The organism is Janthinobacterium sp. GW456P (assembly GCF_002127655.1).
Lineage (GTDB): Bacteria > Pseudomonadota > Gammaproteobacteria > Burkholderiales > Burkholderiaceae_D > Janthinobacterium.
Window position 1 is genome coordinate 49,962 of record NZ_NEHB01000001.1, and the last position, 17,384, is coordinate 67,345.

General features: G+C 69.1%; 5 protein-coding genes. All 5 read left to right on the forward strand.

Annotated elements, in window-relative coordinates; genetic code table 11:
* The first annotated feature begins 135 nt into the window (after positions 1-135).
* The 5 genes from CBW66_RS00245 to paoC all read left to right on the forward strand — a co-directional run bounded on the left by CBW66_RS00245 (position 136) and on the right by paoC (position 17,370).
* A complete protein-coding gene (locus CBW66_RS00245) occupies positions 136-12,756 on the forward strand; it encodes a filamentous haemagglutinin family protein (protein WP_086153600.1) in 12,621 nt (4,206 codons plus the stop codon).
* Positions 12,757-12,764: 8 nt separating this feature from the next.
* Positions 12,765-13,478 (forward strand): RNA polymerase sigma factor, encoded by a 714-nt coding sequence (locus CBW66_RS00250; RefSeq protein WP_172402216.1) that lies wholly within the window; start codon positions 12,765-12,767, stop codon positions 13,476-13,478.
* 76 nt (positions 13,479-13,554) lie between these two features.
* Positions 13,555-14,211, forward strand: a complete 657-nt coding sequence (gene paoA, locus CBW66_RS00255; RefSeq protein WP_086139520.1) for an aldehyde dehydrogenase iron-sulfur subunit PaoA — start codon at positions 13,555-13,557, stop codon at positions 14,209-14,211.
* The gene (locus tag CBW66_RS00260) at positions 14,208-15,167 is read left to right on the forward strand and encodes a xanthine dehydrogenase family protein subunit M (protein ID WP_086139519.1); all 960 of its coding nucleotides are present in this window, start codon (positions 14,208-14,210) and stop codon (positions 15,165-15,167) included. Before paoA ends, CBW66_RS00260 begins: the two co-directional genes overlap by 4 nt.
* A 4-nt stretch (positions 15,168-15,171) precedes the next feature.
* Positions 15,172-17,370 carry an aldehyde oxidoreductase molybdenum-binding subunit PaoC gene (gene paoC, locus CBW66_RS00265; protein WP_086139518.1) on the forward strand — a complete coding sequence of 733 codons (2,199 nt, stop codon included), beginning with the start codon at positions 15,172-15,174 and terminating at the stop codon, positions 17,368-17,370.
* The last annotated feature ends 14 nt before the right edge of the window (positions 17,371-17,384 follow it).

Consider the following 17,384-nt stretch of genomic DNA (forward strand, 5'->3'; position numbering starts at 1 on the left):
GCCCCAGCGGCAGGCGAATCAAAATATTTTTCAAAAAACATTATCCCTTCCGCCGCCCAGCTACGTCATGGAGGCATGGACGCCTGCGCCAACGCCAGGCTCCGTTCCCTTCTCTCTAGCCAGGAAACCATTGCCATGACCAAGCTTCACACTGCCCAGCGCCCAGTCCCAACCGTTGATACGGGCGCGCAGCGTACTTCCACGCTGGGCAGCCGCCTGCGGCTCACGCCGCTTGCTTACGCATTGACCACCATGCTGATGGCGGGCGCCTTCAGCACGCCGGCGCGGGCGCAGCAGGCGTTCAGCGGCGGCTGGTTCGCGGCCAAGGGGGCGGCGCAGAATACGGCTGCCACCTCGGGCCGCCTGCCGAATGGCCAGCCGCTGCCGTTGGGCAGCCGGCCCGAGGGCCAGCAACAGCAGGCAAATCAGCAGTTGCAACGCTCACTCAACAACCTGAACCTGGCCGCGCGCGCCATCGCCGCGCAGCAATCGGCCCAGGCGCAGGCCCGCCAGGCGGCCGCCGGCGGCGCCAGCGCGCCGAACGGCCTGGCGCAGGGCGGCTTGCAGGTCGACACCAACAGCCTGACGGCAGGCTGGCTCAACGCCCAGGCACCGGTGCAGACGGTGGCGAACGGCAAGACGGCCGTGGTGGTGCAGCAGACGGCGGACAAGGCCATCCTGAACTGGGAAACGTTTAATGTGGGCAAGGACACGACATTGACGTTCCAGCAGCAAAAGGACTGGGCCGTGCTGAACCGGGTCAACGATCCGCAAGCGCGTCCCAGCCAGATCCAGGGCCAGATCAAGGCCGATGGCACGGTGCTGCTCGTCAACCGCAACGGCATCGTGTTTACGGGCACGAGCCAGGTCGACACGCGCAGCCTGGTGGCGGCCGCGGCCCGTATCAGCGATACGCAATTCCAGAAAAACGGCATCTACAGTCCCGGCACGGCCGGCGCCACGACGTTTTCCGATGCGGCCGGCAAGGTGCAGGTGCAGGCGGGCGGGCGCCTGGCCAGCAATGCGCCCAAGGGCAGCACGGAGGGCGGCGGTTACGTGATGCTGCTGGGCAAGGAAGTGCACAACGGGGGCGAGATCGCCACGCCCAAAGGCCAGGCCCTGCTGGCCGCCGGCGACAGTTTCGCCATTAAAAAAGGCGTGGGCACGGATGGCAATCCGCTGTCGACCACGCGCGGCAGCGAAGTCACGCCGCGGTTCGCGGCCGGCAGCACGGCGGGCAAGGTCGTCAACACGGGCCTGATCCAGGCGCGCGAAGGCGACGTCACCCTGGCCGGCCGCACGGTGCAGCAGGACGGCGTCGTGCTCGCCACCACCACGGCGGCCACGCGCGGCACCGTGCACCTGAACGCGCTGGGCAGCGACGCGGCCGTCACCGTGGGACGGGGCGCCACCACCGCCATCGTCATCGAGGACGACGGCAAGACGACGGCGCTCGACAGCCAGCGCGACGCCATGCGCGGTCCGGCCGTGGCGACGACGGAAAACATCATTGCCGTGAACGACCGCCGCGACCAGTCGCGCATCGAGATCGGCAGCGCCGGCACAGTGGAATTCATGGGCGACTCGCTGACCCTGGCCACGGGCGGCCAGATCGCCGTCAACGCGGCCAGCCGCAGCCTGCTGCGCGATGGCGCCCAGCTCGACGTCTCCGGCGCCGTCGGCGTGAAGGTGGCCATGGAGGCGAACAATATCGAGATCAATGTGCAGGGCAACGAGCAGCGCGACGCGCCCGTCAACCGCGACGGCAAGGCCTTGCTCAACAGCAGTATCTGGGTCGACCGCCGCAAGCTGGTGTTCGTACCGAAAGGCACGAACGGCTACGACAGCGACCGCTGGTACACGGCGGGCGGCTTGCTGGAAGTGGCCGGCTACCTGGGCACGCAGGGTCATTCCGTCAGCGAGTGGATGGCGCAGGGCGGCACCGTCAGCTTCGGCGGCAAGGATGTTGTCACGCAGGCCGGCTCCAGCATCAACCTGTCGGGCGGCACCCTCGACGTGCAGACGGGCGCGGTGCGCCAGACCTGGCTGAAAGGCTTGGACGGCAAGCTGTATGAGGCGGGCAGCGCGCCGGCCGACTTGCCGTATGCGGGCGTGTACAAGGGTTACGAGGAAGAACATGCGCGCTGGGGCAAGGATGCCAGCGCGTTCTACGCCAATCCATTGATCGCCGCGCAAAAACGCCTGGAAAACGGCTACACGGTGGGCCGCGACGCCGGCAAGCTGGTGGTCGCCACCGGTTCGGCCGTGCTGGAAGGGGGCATCGCGGGCGAGGTCTTCCAGGGCGAGCGCCAGACCCAGGCGCCGCAGGCGCTGCTCGACGGCTACCAGCAGTCGCAGTTCGCCGCCGCGCAGCGGGGGCAACTGATCGTCGGCCAGTATGCGCCGATGTTCGACAAGCGCACGGGCGTGCTGCAGCATGCGCTGTCGGCCGTCATGGACGAGGTGCGCCTGACGCGCGTGCAGGACGGCATCGCCGCCGGCCTCGACGTGGCGGACGTGCTGGCGTCAGAGCGCCAGGGCAAGCTGCTGCTCGATACTGGCTTGTTGAATGAGCAACATCTGGGCGCCATCCGCCTCGCCGCGAAAGGCGTGATCACCGTCGACAGCGCGCTGCAGGTGGCCGATGGCGGCAACATCACCCTGTACGGCAAGGATGTGGCGATCAATGCCAGCCTGCGCAGCCATGGCGGCAGCATTTTGGCCGGCAATGTGCTGAACCAGATCGGTGCACTGGGCATGTTGGACACCGTCGTCAATCCGGGCGGGCCAGCGGGCAAGCTGGTGCTGGCCGACGGCGTCACGCTCGACACCAGCGGGCTGCTGGCCAATGTGCTGCGCGATCCGCTGGCCGCCGCCGGCCTGCCGTATATCAACGGCGGCAATGTCTCGCTGCGCGCCAATGGCGACGTGCGCCTCGGCAGCGGCAGCCTGATCGACGCCGGCTCGGGCGCGGCCATCCTGTCACAGGCGAAACAGCAGGGCGGCAAGGGCGGCAACGTGACCCTGGCCAGCTATGGAGAAAAGGCCGATTTGCTGCTGGGCGAGGCCGCGCAAGTGCGCGGCCATGGCGTGGCCGGCGGCGGCAAGCTGGAATTACAGGCCAACAAGATTTTGATCGGCAAAACTGAACAACCCGAGGCCGGCACCCTGCACCTGGGCGGCGACTTTTTTGAGCAGGGTTTTTCCAGCTACAGCCTGGTCGGCAAGCAGGGTTTGACGGTAGCGGACGGCACGCAGGTGGACGTGCGCATGCCCGTGCTGCGCGTGGTGGACAATGAAAAACTGGCCCTGTGGACGCCGGAGCAGGTCACGGAAAACGCGCTCAAGGGTACCTTGACGCAGCGCAAGGGTGCCAGTCTGGCCCTGCAGGTGGGCGATATCCTGTCCGGCGCGGCCGACATGGCCAGTGCCGAGCTGCTGATAGGCAAGGGCGCCGTCGTGAGCGTGGATGCGGGCCAGTCCATCAAGCTGGCCAGCGTGGGCCAGCTGACAGTGGACGGGCGGCTGAACGCCTGGGGCGGCAAGATCAGCCTGGGCGGCGTGGGCGTCGATGTCAACGTGTCCGAAGCCGTGGAAGCGGGCGGCCATGGCCGTTCCCTGTGGATAGGCGAAAACGCCGTGCTCGACGTGGCGTCGCGCGCGGTCACGGCCACGGACGCGCAGGGCCGGCGCTACGGCAAGGTGGCGGACGGCGGCAGCATCGTCGTCGGCGGCGAGATCGACCATGCGCAGGGCAGCACGTCGGCCGCCAATCTGTTTGTCGTCGTGCGCGACGGCGCCGTGCTTGACGCTTCCGGCGCGCACGCCGTGCTGGATGTCAATGGCGACGCCATCGACGTGGCCAGCGCGGGCGGCAGCATCGCGCTGGCGTCGAACAATGGCTTGTACCTCGACGGCCAGCTGCGGGCCCGGGCGGGCGGCGCGGGCGCGGCGGGCGGCACCTTGTCCGTCGCCACGGGCACGCCCGTGTACCTGAAAACGCTGGCGACGGACAAGGTGCTGCAGGGCCGCCAGCTGATCGTCACGCAGCGCCAGGCCGCCAGCGACCTGGCCGGCGATGCGTCTGCCCGCGATGGCGCGTCGCTGCTGCAATATGGCCATGGCGGCCTCTCCGTCGAGCAGGTGGCCGCTGGCGGCTTCGGCAACCTGGCGCTGCTGGGCGCCGTGTCCTTCAGCGGCGACGTGTCGCTGGCCATGCCGCAAAGCTTGCAGCTGTACGGTGCGCCGGCGCTCACGCCCGGCAGTTCGCCCGCGGCGCAGGTGCGGCTGGCGGCGCCGTATGTGCGCCTGGCCAGCGTCAAGCCGGTGGGCCGCGACTACTATGTCACGCCGGGCACGGCGGGAGTGTCGCCCGTCGCCCGGCAGGTCAGCATAACGGGCGACCTGATCGACGTGCGCGGCCTGGTCGATATCCGTGCCTCGGACGTGCGCCTGAGCAGCCGCGGCGACCTGCGCTTCCTGCTGTCCCCGCTGGGCTGGGATGGCAACGAGGCGACGACGGTGCTGTCCACGCCGGGCGATCTGACGCTCGCGGCGGCCCAGCTGTATCCGGAAACGGGCGCCGGCGCCGCCGTGCGTGCCGGTTATGGCAACATCAAAGGCAAGACAGGCTACGATCCCGCCCACAGCCTGGCCATCGCGCGCACCACCGACAGCGTGCCGGCCATGCCATACTCGGCCTTCGGCTCGCTGGAGCTGCAGGCCGCGCATATCGAGCAGGGCGGCGTGGTGCGCGCGCCGCTGGGGCGGTTGTTGATCGGCACGACAGGCTATGACAACGAGAAGAGCCTGAGCGTCAATCTGCTGGCCAACAGCATCACCTCGGTCAGCGGCGCCGGCCTGGTCATGCCGTATGGCGGCACCGTCGATGGCCAGGCCTGGAACGTCAACGGCAAGCCGGCCACCTTGATGGGCGTGGGCGGCATCAATGCGCAGGGCGGCTTGCGCATCGGCGTGGAAATGGCCGGCGCGGCCGTGGACGTGCGGCCTGGCGCGCTGCTCGACCTGTCCGGCGGCGGCGAACTGACGGGCGCCGGCTTCATCGCGGGACGCGGCGGCTCGACCGACGCGCGCTACCATCCGCTGGCGCAGGTGGGGACGAATGGCGGCTTTGTCCTGCCGGGTCTGGCAACCAACCCCGTGTACGCCATCGTGCCGGGCGCGCAAACGCCGCAGGCACCGTCGGGCGGCGACAAGGGCGCTGCCGATCCGGCCATCGGCCGGCAGGTGACGATAGGCAGCGGCGTGCCGGGCTTGCCCGCCGGCACCTATACCCTGATGCCGTCCACCTACGCTCTGCTGCCGGGCGCCTTCCGCGTGGAATTGAACGGCCTGGCGGGCCAGGGCGGCGCCGGCACCCTGGCGCAGCAACTGCGCAACGGTTCCTGGAGCGCGCCCGGCACCCTGTCGATCGCCGGCACGGACATTCGCGCGCCGCTGGCCAGCCAGCTGATACTCACGCCGGCCAAGGTCTTGCGCACCTATTCCCAATACAATGAAACGGGCTATGCCGCGTTCGCGCTGGCCGATGCGCAAACGCGCGGCATACCGCGCGCGCTGCTGCCAGCCGACGCGAAGACGCTCAAGCTGATCCTGGCGCAGGACGGCGGCGCGGACACGTTCCAGTTCCGGGGCAACGGCAAGTTCGCCGCGGCCGAAGGCGGCTATGGCGGCACCGTGCTGTTGATGCCGGGCAAGAGTGCCAATGGCGAGATTGAAATTCTCGCCGACGGCGCGCCCGCCACCAGCGGCGCCGGGCTGGTCAGCGTGCGCGCCTCCAGCCTAAACAATATCGGTGCTGCCCGCATGATGCTGGGCAATGCGCCATCCGTTGAGTATGGCCAGGGCGGCAACTACGTGAGCTTCGGCGCCAGTTCGGCGCGCGCCATCCACCTGCGCGCGGGGGCCGTGCTGGCGGCGCCCGAAGTGTTCCTCGTCGCCCAGGACCCAAGTAATGCTCTGCTGGGCGGTGGCCTGATCGATATCGCGCCCGGCGCCGGCATCAATACCCTGGGGCGCGGCAAGGCCGCGTATGACGCCAACGACGGCTTCATCTACCAAAAGGGCCGCGCGGACGTGCACATGGTGGCGGCCTCGAACGGCTTGCTCAACGTGGCGCCCGTCAGCGGCACGGCGCGCGGCGGCATCCGCATCGGCGTGTGCGACGACGCGTGCGCCGGCACGGCCAGCCTGTATTCGGAAGGTACCTTGCTGCTGTCGACGAATGGCGGTTTCGCGCTGGACGACACGGCCCGCTACGGCACCCGCAACCTGAGCCTGGCCGTGGGCGCCATCAACATGGGCAGCGGCGAGGCGCTGGCGGCGGCCCAGGCCAACGGCACGCGTTCCAGCGGCCTGGCCATGAACCAGGGCGTGCTCGACCGCCTGCTGCACGGCGACACCAGCACGGGCGCGCCGGCGCTGCAGGCGCTGATGCTGAGCGCGGCCGACAGCGTCAACTTCTATGGTGACGTAGTGCTCGACACCTACGACAAGGCCACGGGGAAATCGACCCTGGAGCGCCTGATGCTGACCACGCCGGCCATGTATGGCCAGGGTGGCGCCGATGCCGTGGCCACCATCCGCACGGCAAACCTGATCTGGGGCGGCGCGCTGTCGCCGGCCGGCAATGTGATCGCGCACGGCGCCGGCACGGGCAGCGGCACCCTGAACCTGGAAGCGCAGCGCATCGATTTCGGTTTCGGCCCGTTCACGCAACCGGCCGGCGTCGCCTCGTTCGACCGCCTGGCGCTGGGTTTTGGCAACGTCAACCTGAAAGCATCGGGCCAGGTCACGGCCAACCACAAGGGCAGCCTGTCCGTCTACCAGTCGCAGGGGGCGTATGAAACGGGCAAGGGCTACCAGTACAGCGGCGGCAACCTCAATATCAGCACGCCGCTGCTGACGGGCGAGGCCGGTTCCTTGCACAGCTATACGGCGGGCGGCGCGCTGGCCGTGGCGGCGCCGGCCGGCGCGGCGCCGGCCGCGCCCGTCAAGAATAACGATGGACTGGGCGCCCATCTGGCCTTGAAAGGCGACAGCGTGAGCGTGGCGACGGCCGTGGTGCTGCCGAGCGGCAAGCTGGCGATCAGCGCCCAGCGCGACATCAGCCTGGCCGACGGCGCGCGCATCGACATGGCGGGCCGCAAGAGCACCTTTTTCGACGTGGACAAATACAGCTGGGGCGGCGACGTCACCCTGGACAGCCGCGCCGGCGATATCCGCCAKGGCGCAGGCAGCGTGATCGACCTGTCGGCCGAAAACAACCGCGCCGGCAGCCTGAAAGCCGTGGCCCTCGATGGCGCGGCCGGCATGGTCGATTTGCAGGGCAAGATCCTGGGCGGCGCCAGCGGCAGCTACGACGCGGGCGGCACCATGGTGCCGTACAAGAAGGGCAGCGTGGAGGTGCGCGCGCAAACGCTGGGCGCCGGCGGCACCCTGGACAGCCAGTTCGCGTCGCTGAACACGCGCCTGAACGAAGGCGGCGTGACGGGCGGACGCAGCTTCCAGCTGAAACAGGGCGATTTGACGATCGCCAATGAACTCAAGGCGGGCGAGGTGCAGGTGGCCGTCGACAACGGCAAGCTGTCCGTCGCCGGCACGATCGATGCCAGCGGCGAGCGCGTGGGCAGCATCCGCCTGGCCGGCAAGCATGGATTAACTTTGGCCGGCAACGCCGTGCTCGACGCGCACGGCACGCTCTTGCGCGTCGACAGCCAGGGCAAGATCATCGACAGCCCGAACCGGGCCACGGTGGAACTGAACGCGGGCGATGGCACATTGAGCCTGGCGGGCGGTGCGCAGATCGACGTGCGCCACGGCACGGCGGCCGTGGCCGGCAAGGGCAAGGGAGAATACGACGGCGCCGCGCGCGGCACGGTGGAATTGAGCGCGCCGCGCCTGGGCAGCGGCGGTTCCCGCACGGACGCGGACGCGGCCACCTTTGGCGACGTCGACGTCCGTGCCGGTGGCGGCTTGACGATACGCGGCGCGAAATCGATCGCCGTCAACGCCATGCAGCGCTATGACGACGCGGCTTACGCCACGGACGTGGCGGCCAGCGGCCGTCCCTACCAGGTGATCAACCAGGCGTATCTCGACAGCAAGCACGCGGACAGCACGGCCTTCATCGACGCGGCGCTGGCCAATACGAACTTGCGCAATACCAAGCTGGCGGGCTTGAACACGGCCGCCTATGCCGACGCGCTGCACCTGCGTCCCGGTGTCGATATCGTCAGCAAGACGGCCGATGGCGACCTGGTGGTGCAGGGCGACCTGGACCTGTCCGGCATGCGCTATGCGAGCCTGAACCCGCGCTTCCCGCAGACGCAGGTGCGCGGCTCGGGCGAAGTGGGCCAGCTGCTGCTGCGCGCCGGCGGCGATTTGAGCATCTATGGCAGCATCAACGACGGCTTCGCGCCGCCACCCGCGACCCAGGACGACAAGGGCTGGATATTGCTGCCGGGGCGCGACATCAACGGCAGCGACGTCATCGTGCCGGGCAAGGGCGTGACCGTGGCCGACGGCACCTTGTTCCCGGGCGGGATCGCGCTCAATTATGACCTGCCCATCAAGGGATTCAATTTGATGGCGAACACGCGCCTGCCCGTGGCCGCGACCCTGGACGAGGCCGTCACCTTGCCGGCCGGCACGGTGCTGGCGGCCGCCGTGCGCGACAGCGCCGGCAATATCGTCCACGCGGCGGGCAGCCTGCTGGCCACGCAGCAGACCTTTGCCGCCGGAACGCGCTTCGATGCGGGCAGCGTGCTGGCGCAAGCGGTGAAAGTGCGCGCCATGACCTGGCCCAAGGGCGTGCCCTTGCCCGGCGTGGCGGGCGAACTCTCGGTCTTCGCGCTGAATGGCAACCTGGCGCTGGCCGTGGGCGCGCTGATCCCGTCGGGCACCGACGTCAAGCTGATGGCCGGCGTGGACGCCATCGCGCTGCGTCCCGACGTGGCGGGCAGCCAGGGCAAGCTGTGGGCCATCGCGCCCATGCTGGCGGAAGGCTCGCAAGCGTGGGGCATGCGCCTGGTGGCGGGCGCCGACCTGGACGCGGCCGACACGCGCGGCGTGCAGGCGCACCCAAGCCACGGCACCCTGCGCCTGGCCGACAGCCATTACGGCATGTACGGCATCCTGATCCCGCCGAAGGGCGTGCAGTACTGGACCCAGGAAGCGCAGGAGCTGGGCGAGCGGGAAGGCATCCCCGGCATCGTGGCGGGCGAACCCATCACCGAGGAATTCACCAGCCAGTTCGGCCAGACTGTCGAGGTGTTTTGCGCCAACACCCCGGAGCTGTGCCTGCTGAAGGTGGCCTATGTCTGGACCAAGACCGGTGCGGAAAAGTATGGGGGGGCCGGCATCAAGGAAGGCGACCTGCTCGACCCGGTGGCGCTGAAGTGGCCGAGCATCTGCGAGGAGAATCCCACCTGGTGCGGCACTGCCAACCCCACGTTTGACTATAAGGCGAGCAGCCTGCGCTACAGCGTGCTGCGCACAGGCACGGGCGACCTGGACCTCGTCAGCGGCGGCGACCTGCGCGTCGACAGCCTGTACGGCGTGTACACGGCCGGCATGTCATCCACACCGACGGCGGCGGGTGACCCGTTCAACCTGCCACGCTCGCGCAATGCGGACGGCAAGGTGCTGGGCAACCCCGATGGCGCGCATGAACGCCTGGTCGACGGCGGCGCCGACAGCCTCTACCGTGCTTGGTATCCGCACCAGGGCGGCAATCTGCTGCTGCAGGTGGCGGGCGACTTGAGCGGCTCGCTGCTCGACGCGACCACTATCAGCAACGAGCGTCCCGTCAGCAAGGATGGCATGGCCGATTCTGTGGCCGTGGGCAACTGGCTGTGGCGCCAGGGCAGCGGCGGCGTGGCCACGGGCGGCGCGGCCCAGCCGACGGCGTGGTGGATCAATTTCGGCAGCTATGTGGGCCGCGCCACCCTGGCTGACACGGTGCTGGGCTTTACGGGATTCGGCACCCTGGGCGGCGGCAACGTGCGCGCCGAGGTGGCGGGCGACGCGGGCGCGCTGGCGCCGCTGACGGGTAATTCGTATAACGGCAGCATCAATCCCCGTTCGCAGGGCCTGCTGCTGGCCGTGGGCGGCACGGGCCGCGTGCAGGCCGACGGCAGTCTGCTGCAGACGGGCGGCGGCGACCTGGAACTGCGCGTGGGCGGTGCCCTGAATCCCGCCGGCAAGGCTGGCGGCGGCCACCTGAATGGCGCGCTCGTCGATTTGCGCGGCCATGTTGACGTGGCGGCCGCGCAGCTGGGCAGCGTGGGATTGGAATACGGGACGCGCTCCACCGATCACGTGCCGCTGGAAACGCGCGCCTACGATGCCTTCCGCGCCACGCGTGCGCGGCCGCGCGGCGGCATGACCCTGGTGCCGGGCGATGCCACCTTCAGCGTGGCGACCCTGGGCGACCAGGTGCTGCAGGACGTAGCTGACCCCGGCCGCGTGACTCCGTTCAATGCCACGCCCTTCACGGGCGCGGCGGGCGAGCAGGGCTACGGCTACAGCTGGTTCAGCCTGTGGACGCCGCGCACGGCGCTTGACCTGTTCTCCGCCGGCGGCAACATGACGCCGCTGGCGGCGGCGGTCGGCACGGACACCGACCTGGCCATCGTCTATCCGTCCATCGTGCGGGCCGCGGCCGCGCATGGCAGCCTGTACTATGGCAAGGCGATTGGCAGCCCGAATACCATCCGCGAATATGATGCCCCACTACTGCTGGCGCCGTCGCCCAGCGCCCAGCTGCAATGGCTGGCCGGCGATTCCATCTATGCGGGCGGCTATGCCGTCAGCCAGTCCGGCGCCCCTGCCGACAGCATGGCGACGCCGTTCAAGCCGGGCTTCACGGGCTGGGATATCAGGCCAAATGTGATCAAACCCCTGGCCGCGAATGTCTCGGACGCGGCATCGCCGGCGACGAAATGGAATTTCCCGCTGTTCGCCTTCGGCCCGAATTCCTCGGCCGGGCCCGCCAACAGCGGCACGCAGGCGGCCCGCATCTATGCCGTCGCGGGCGACCTGGTGGGCGTCAACAGCGGGCGCATGCTTGCCTTTTCCGATGCCAAACGTATGGGCATCACCTGGTACGAGGGCGGACAGCCCGTGTGGATGAAGGCGGGCCGCGATATCGTCGGCAGCGGCACGGCGCTGCTGGAAGCCATCGATGGCCAGGCCAGTGGCAGCGACATGCGTTTTGCGAATATCAGCAACCTGTTCGTGCACAACAACGCGTTTGACGTGTCGCTGGTGTCGGCCGGGCGCGATATCCTCAACAGCTCCTTCAACGTGGCCGGCCCCGGCACGCTCGATATCAGCGCGGGCCGCAACATCTTGATGCAGGACAAGGGCAGCGTCGTCAGCCTCGGTCCCGTCGTCGCCGGAGACAAGCGTCCGGGCGCCGGCATCGCCATACAGGCGGGCGTGGGCGCGGCGGGACTCGACTACCTGCGCTTCGTCAAGCCCTACCTGGACCCGGCCAACGTGGCGCAGGCGGGCGTGCCGCTGGCCGGCCAGGCCGGCAAGGTGGTGAAAGCGTACGACAGCGAACTGGCGGCGTGGCTGGGCGAACGCTACGGCTTCAAGGGCACGTCCGCCGAGGCGCTGGCCTATTATCTGGCCTTGCCCGAGCCGCAGCAGCGCGTGTTCGCCCGCGACGTGTATTTCGCGGAACTGAAGGCGGGCGGGCGCGAGTACAACGACGCGGCCAGCCCCCGCTACGGCAGCTTCCTGCGCAGCCGCAACGCCATCGCGTCCCTGGCGCCGGCCACCGACGCCGGCGGCAAGGCGATTGCGTATGCGGGCGACATCGTCATGTACCGCGGCCTGTACGCGGTAAGGAATGACGGCGAGCAGCGCTGGGACTATTTCCCCCGCAGCGGCTACGTGCACACCAACTTCGGCGGCGATATTCAATTGCTCACGCCGGGCGGCAGGCAGGTGTTCGGCATCGAAGGCGAGGCGCCGCCGTCGACCTCGGGCGTCATCACCAAGGGCGGCGGCAATATCGAGCTGTTCTCGCACGGCAGCATCCTGCTGGGCCAGAGCCGCGTCATGACGACGTTTGGCGGCGACATTCTCGGCTGGTCGTCGCAGGGCGACATCAATGCGGGCCGTGGCTCGAAGTCGACCATCGTCTACACGCCGCCCAAGCGCGTATATGACAACTGGGGCAACGTGACCCTGTCGTCCGACGTGCCGAGCACGGGCGCCGGCATCGCCACCTTGGCGCCGATCGCCGAAGTGCCGGCTGGCGACGTGGACCTGCTGGCGCCGCTGGGCACCATCGACGCGGGCGAGGCGGGCATCCGCGTCTCGGGCAGCGTCAACCTGGCCGCGCTGACGGTGGTGAACGCGGCGAACATCCAGGTCAAGGGCGAAGCCAAGGGCATGCCGACGGTGGCGTCCGTCAACGTGGCCGCCATGACCAACGCCAGCGCGGCCGCTTCCCAGGCCACGGCGGCGGCGCAGGATGTGGTGCAGCGCGAGCGCGCCGCCACCCGTGCGGCGCAGCCATCCGTGTTCACGGTGCGCGTGCTGGGTTTTGGCAACGACACCCCGCCCGACAGCGCGCAAGCGGCGCCGCAGGATGGCGCACGCACCGAAGCGGCCGATTACAACCCGCGCAGCGCCGTGCGCGTGCTGGGCCTGGGCCCGCTGCCGGAATCGGCCACGCGCCAGCTGACGGCGCAAGAGCGCAGCAGGTTGTCGCCATGATGGCCGGCATGGCCAAACCCATGGACCTGCGCATGGCGGGTGCCAGGGGGCATGCCGACATGGCCAGGTTTCGGCCCGCCATCCGGCCCCGTTTGCAGGCGGCCAACGACGTGGCGCTCCTGCCAGCGCCGGCGCCGGAGCAGGGCGCCCAGCTGCAGGCCGTGCTGGAAAGCAATTACCGGAGCTTGCACCGGCGCCTGACGCGCCACCTGGGCTGCGCCGAGCTGGCCAGCGACAGCCTGCACGACGCCTGGCTGCGCCTCGGCGCGCTGGCGGCCGGCGACGGCGCGGCGCTGGCGCACAGCCCCGTCGCCTATGTGTTTCGCGTGGCGTGCAACGCGGCCATGGACAGCCTGCGGCGCAATCGCGCCTGGCTGTATGCAAACGAGGAGGATGGCGCCGCCGGCCGCGTCGATTTCCTGGCCGATACGGCGGCGGGACCGGAGCGCCTGGCCGAGCTGCACGCCGACGTGCGCCGGCTGGCGCAAGCCGTCGACTTGCTGCCGCGGCGCCACCGGCAAGTGCTCGAAGCGCTGCGCGTGGATGAGCTGACCCGCCAGGAAGTGGCCGAGCGGCACGACATGTCGCTGCGCAACGTCGATACGGCTTTGCGCCAGGCGCTCGACCATTGCGTCCGCCACACGGGCTACGCGGCGCAGGGCGGCGTGGGCACGACGCGGCGCGGCCTGAGGCTGAACGTTCGTTCGCGTACAGACGCGTAGCCATCGGGCCGCCAGACTGGTGCTTCGGGCCTGCATGCGCCCGCCCAGCCAGTCCACAGCCAGGAGGAAGCGCGAGATGACAGATTGTAATCACATCAATGCCGGCAGGCGCGGCTTGCTGATCGCCGGCGCGCTGTCGGCCACGGCGGTGGCCGTGCCCGGCGTGACGGGGGCAGCCGAAGCGGCCCATAGCGCGGCCCAATCGGGACAGGCGCCGCCCGTCCTGGTGAAAGTCGGCCTGAACGTCAACGGCCGGCGCCACAGCCTGGAACTCGACACGCGCACCACCTTGCTCGACGCCTTGCGCGAACATTTGCACCTGACGGGAACCAAGAAGGGCTGCGACCACGGCCAGTGCGGCGCCTGCACCGTCATGCTCGACGGCCAGCGCATCAATGCCTGTTTGACCCTGGCCGTGATGCATGACGGCGCCAGGGTCACCACCATCGAGGGGTTGGGCACGCCGGAGAAACTGCATCCGATGCAGGCGGCCTTCATCGCGCATGACGGTTACCAGTGCGGCTACTGCACGCCGGGGCAGATCTGCTCGGCCGTCGCCGCGCTGGGCGAGATCCGCCAGGGCATCCCCAGCCACGTCAGCGCGGACCTGAACGCGGCCCCCTCGGTGACGCCGGAAGAATTGCGCGAACGCATGAGCGGCAATATTTGCCGCTGCGGCGCCTATGCCAACATCATCGAAGCCATCACCGAGGTGGCGGGGAGGCCGGCATGAGAGTGTTCAGCTATCAAAAGCCCGCCACGCCGGCCGAAGCGGCGGCCGCCGCCTTGAATACGCCGGGCGCCCGTTTCATCGCGGGCGGCACGAATCTGCTCGACCTGATGAAACTGGAAATCGAAACGCCCGCGCATCTGATCGACGTCAATGGCCTCGCGCTGGACAAAGTGGAAACAACGAAGGACGGCGGCTTGCGCATCGGCGCCCTCGTGCGCAACACGGCGCTGGCCGCGCACGCCACGGTGCGGCGCGACTACGCCGTCCTGTCGCACGCCTTGCTGGCCGGCGCCTCGGCGCAATTGCGCAACAAGGCGACGACGGCCGGCAACCTGCTGCAGCGCACGCGTTGTGCGTATTTCTATGACACGAACCAGGCCTGCAACAAGCGCGTGCCTGGCAGCGGCTGCTCGGCCATCGGCGGCTTCAGCCGACCGCTGGCCATCCTGGGCGGCAGCGCAGACTGCATCGCCACGCACCCGAGCGACATGGCCGTGGCCATGCGCGTGCTCGACGCCGGCATCGATACGGTGCGGGCCGACGGCAGCACGCGCACCATCCCCATCGCCGATTTTTATCGCTTGCCTGGCAGCACGCCGCAGCTGGAAACCGTGCTGCAGCCGGGCGAATTGATCACCAGCGTGACCTTGCCCCGGCCCCTGGGCGGCACGCACGTCTACCGCAAGGTGCGCGACCGCGCCTCGTATGCGTTCGCGCTGGTGTCCGTGGCGGCCGTCATCTTGCCCGATGGCACTGGCAGGCTGGCCTTGGGCGGCGTCGCGCCGCAGCCGTGGCGAGTCACGGCGGCCGAGCAGGCGATACCGAATGGCGCGGCGGCCGTGAGCGAACGCCTGCTGGCCGGCGCCAGACCGACGGCCGATAACGGCTTCAAGCTGATCCTGGCGCAGCGCACCGTGGCGTCCGTATTGGCGCAAGCACCAGCGACGAAAGGCTAGGGCCATGAAATTCACGACACCTGCGACCACCAATCCCATCGACCAGCTGAAAGTCGTGGGCCGCCCCACGGACCGCATCGACGGCCCCCTGAAAACCACGGGCACGGCGCCATACGCGTATGAGCAGAACAAGGCCGCGCCGCACGCGGCCTACGGCCATGTCGTCGGCGCGGCGATTGCCAAGGGGCGCATCGCTTCGATCGACACGGGCGCCGCGCGGCGCGCCCCCGGCGTGCTGGCCGTGGTGACGGCGCAGTCGGCTGGCAAGCTGGGCAAAGGCAAGATGAACACGGCGAAGTTGCTGGGCGGGCCGGACATCGAGCATTACCACCAGGCCATCGCGCTGGTGGTGGCGGAAACCTTCGAGCAAGCGCGCTCGGCCGCGCAGTTGCTCGACGTCAAGTATGTCGAGCAGCCGGGCGCCTTCGACCTGGCCAAGGCCAAGGGCAGCGCGGCCAAGCCGAAGGATGGCAAGCCCGACAGCAAGGCGGGCAACTTCGCCGGCGCCTATGCCCATGCCCCCGTGCGGCTGGACGCGACCTATACGACGCCAGACCAGTCGCACGCCATGATGGAACCGCACGCCTCGATCGCCGCCTGGGAGGGAGATCAATTGACGGTGTGGACGGCAAACCAGATGGTGGACTGGGGCCGGGGCGACTTGGCCCGCACCCTGGGAATGCCGAAGGACAAGCTGCGCATCGTCTCGCCGTATATCGGCGGCGGCTTCGGCGGCAAGCTGTTCGTGCGCGCCGAAGCGCTGCTGGCGGCCTTGGGCGCGCGCGCGGCGCAGCGTCCCGTCAACGTCGCCCTGACGCGGCCCATGATGATCAACAACACGACGCACCGGCCCGCCACCATCCAGCGCCTGCGCCTCGGCGCCACGCGCGACGGCAAGATCACGGCCATCGGCCATGAATCGTGGTCGGGCGACCTGAAGGGCGGCCAGCCGGAAACGGCCGTGATGCAGACGCGCCTGCTGTACGCGGGCGCCAACCGCATGACGGCCATGCGCCTGGCCGTGCTCGACTTGCCAGAAGGCAACGCCATGCGCGCGCCGGGCGAGGCGCCGGGGCTGATGGCGCTGGAAATCGCCATGGACGAGCTGGCGGAGAAATTGAAAATGGACCCCATCGTCGTGCGCATCCTGAACGACACCAAGGTGGACCCGGAAAAACCGGGCAGACCGTTTTCGCAGCGCCGCCTGATCGATTGCCTGCGCACGGGCGCCGTGGAATTCGGCTGGAAGGACAGAGCAACGCAGCCGGGCATGCGGCGCGACGGCCGCTGGCTGGTGGGCATGGGCGTGGCGGCCGCTTTCCGCAACAACCTCGTCATGCAGTCCGCCGCCAGGGTGCGCCTCGATGGCAACGGCATCGTGACCGTGGAAACGGACATGACGGACATCGGCACGGGCAGCTATACGATCATCGCGCAGACGGCGGCGGAAATGCTGGGCGTGACCTTGAACCGGGTCGTCGTGCGCCTGGGCGACTCGGATTTTCCCGTCTCGGCCGGTTCGGGCGGGCAGTGGGGCGGCAACAGCTCCACGGCCGGCGTGTACGCGGCCTGCGTGCGCCTGCGCCAGGCCATTGCCGGCAAGCTGGGCTTCGACGAGAAAGAGGCGCGCTTTTCCGATGGGCAAGTCAGCCAGGGCGAGCGCAGCGTGCCGCTCGCCGCCGCCGCCGTGCATGGCGACGTCGTCGCGGAAGACCATATGGAATACGGCGAGCTCGATAAAAAATTCCAGCAATCGACCTTCGGCGCGCATTTCGTCGAAGTGGGCGTGGACAGCGACACGGGCGAAGTGCGCGTGCGCCGCATGCTGGCCGTGTGCGCGGCCGGCCGCATCCTGAACCCGAAAGCGGCGCGCAGCCAGGTGATCGGCGCCATGACCATGGGCGTGGGCGCCGCCCTGATGGAGGAACTGGTGGTCGACCAGCGCCGCGGCTTCTTCGTCAACCACGACCTGGCCGGCTATGACGTGCCCGTGCACGCCGATATCCCGCACCAGGACGTGATCTTTCTCGACGAAACGGACCCCATATCCTCGCCCATGAAAGCCAAGGGCGTGGGCGAGCTGGGCATCTGCGGCGTGGCGGCGGCCGTCGCCAACGCCGTCTACAACGCGACGGGCGTGCGCGTGCGCGACTATCCGCTGACCCTGGACAAGCTGCTGCGGGGGCTGCCCGTCATGAGCTGACATCTGCCCGGCGC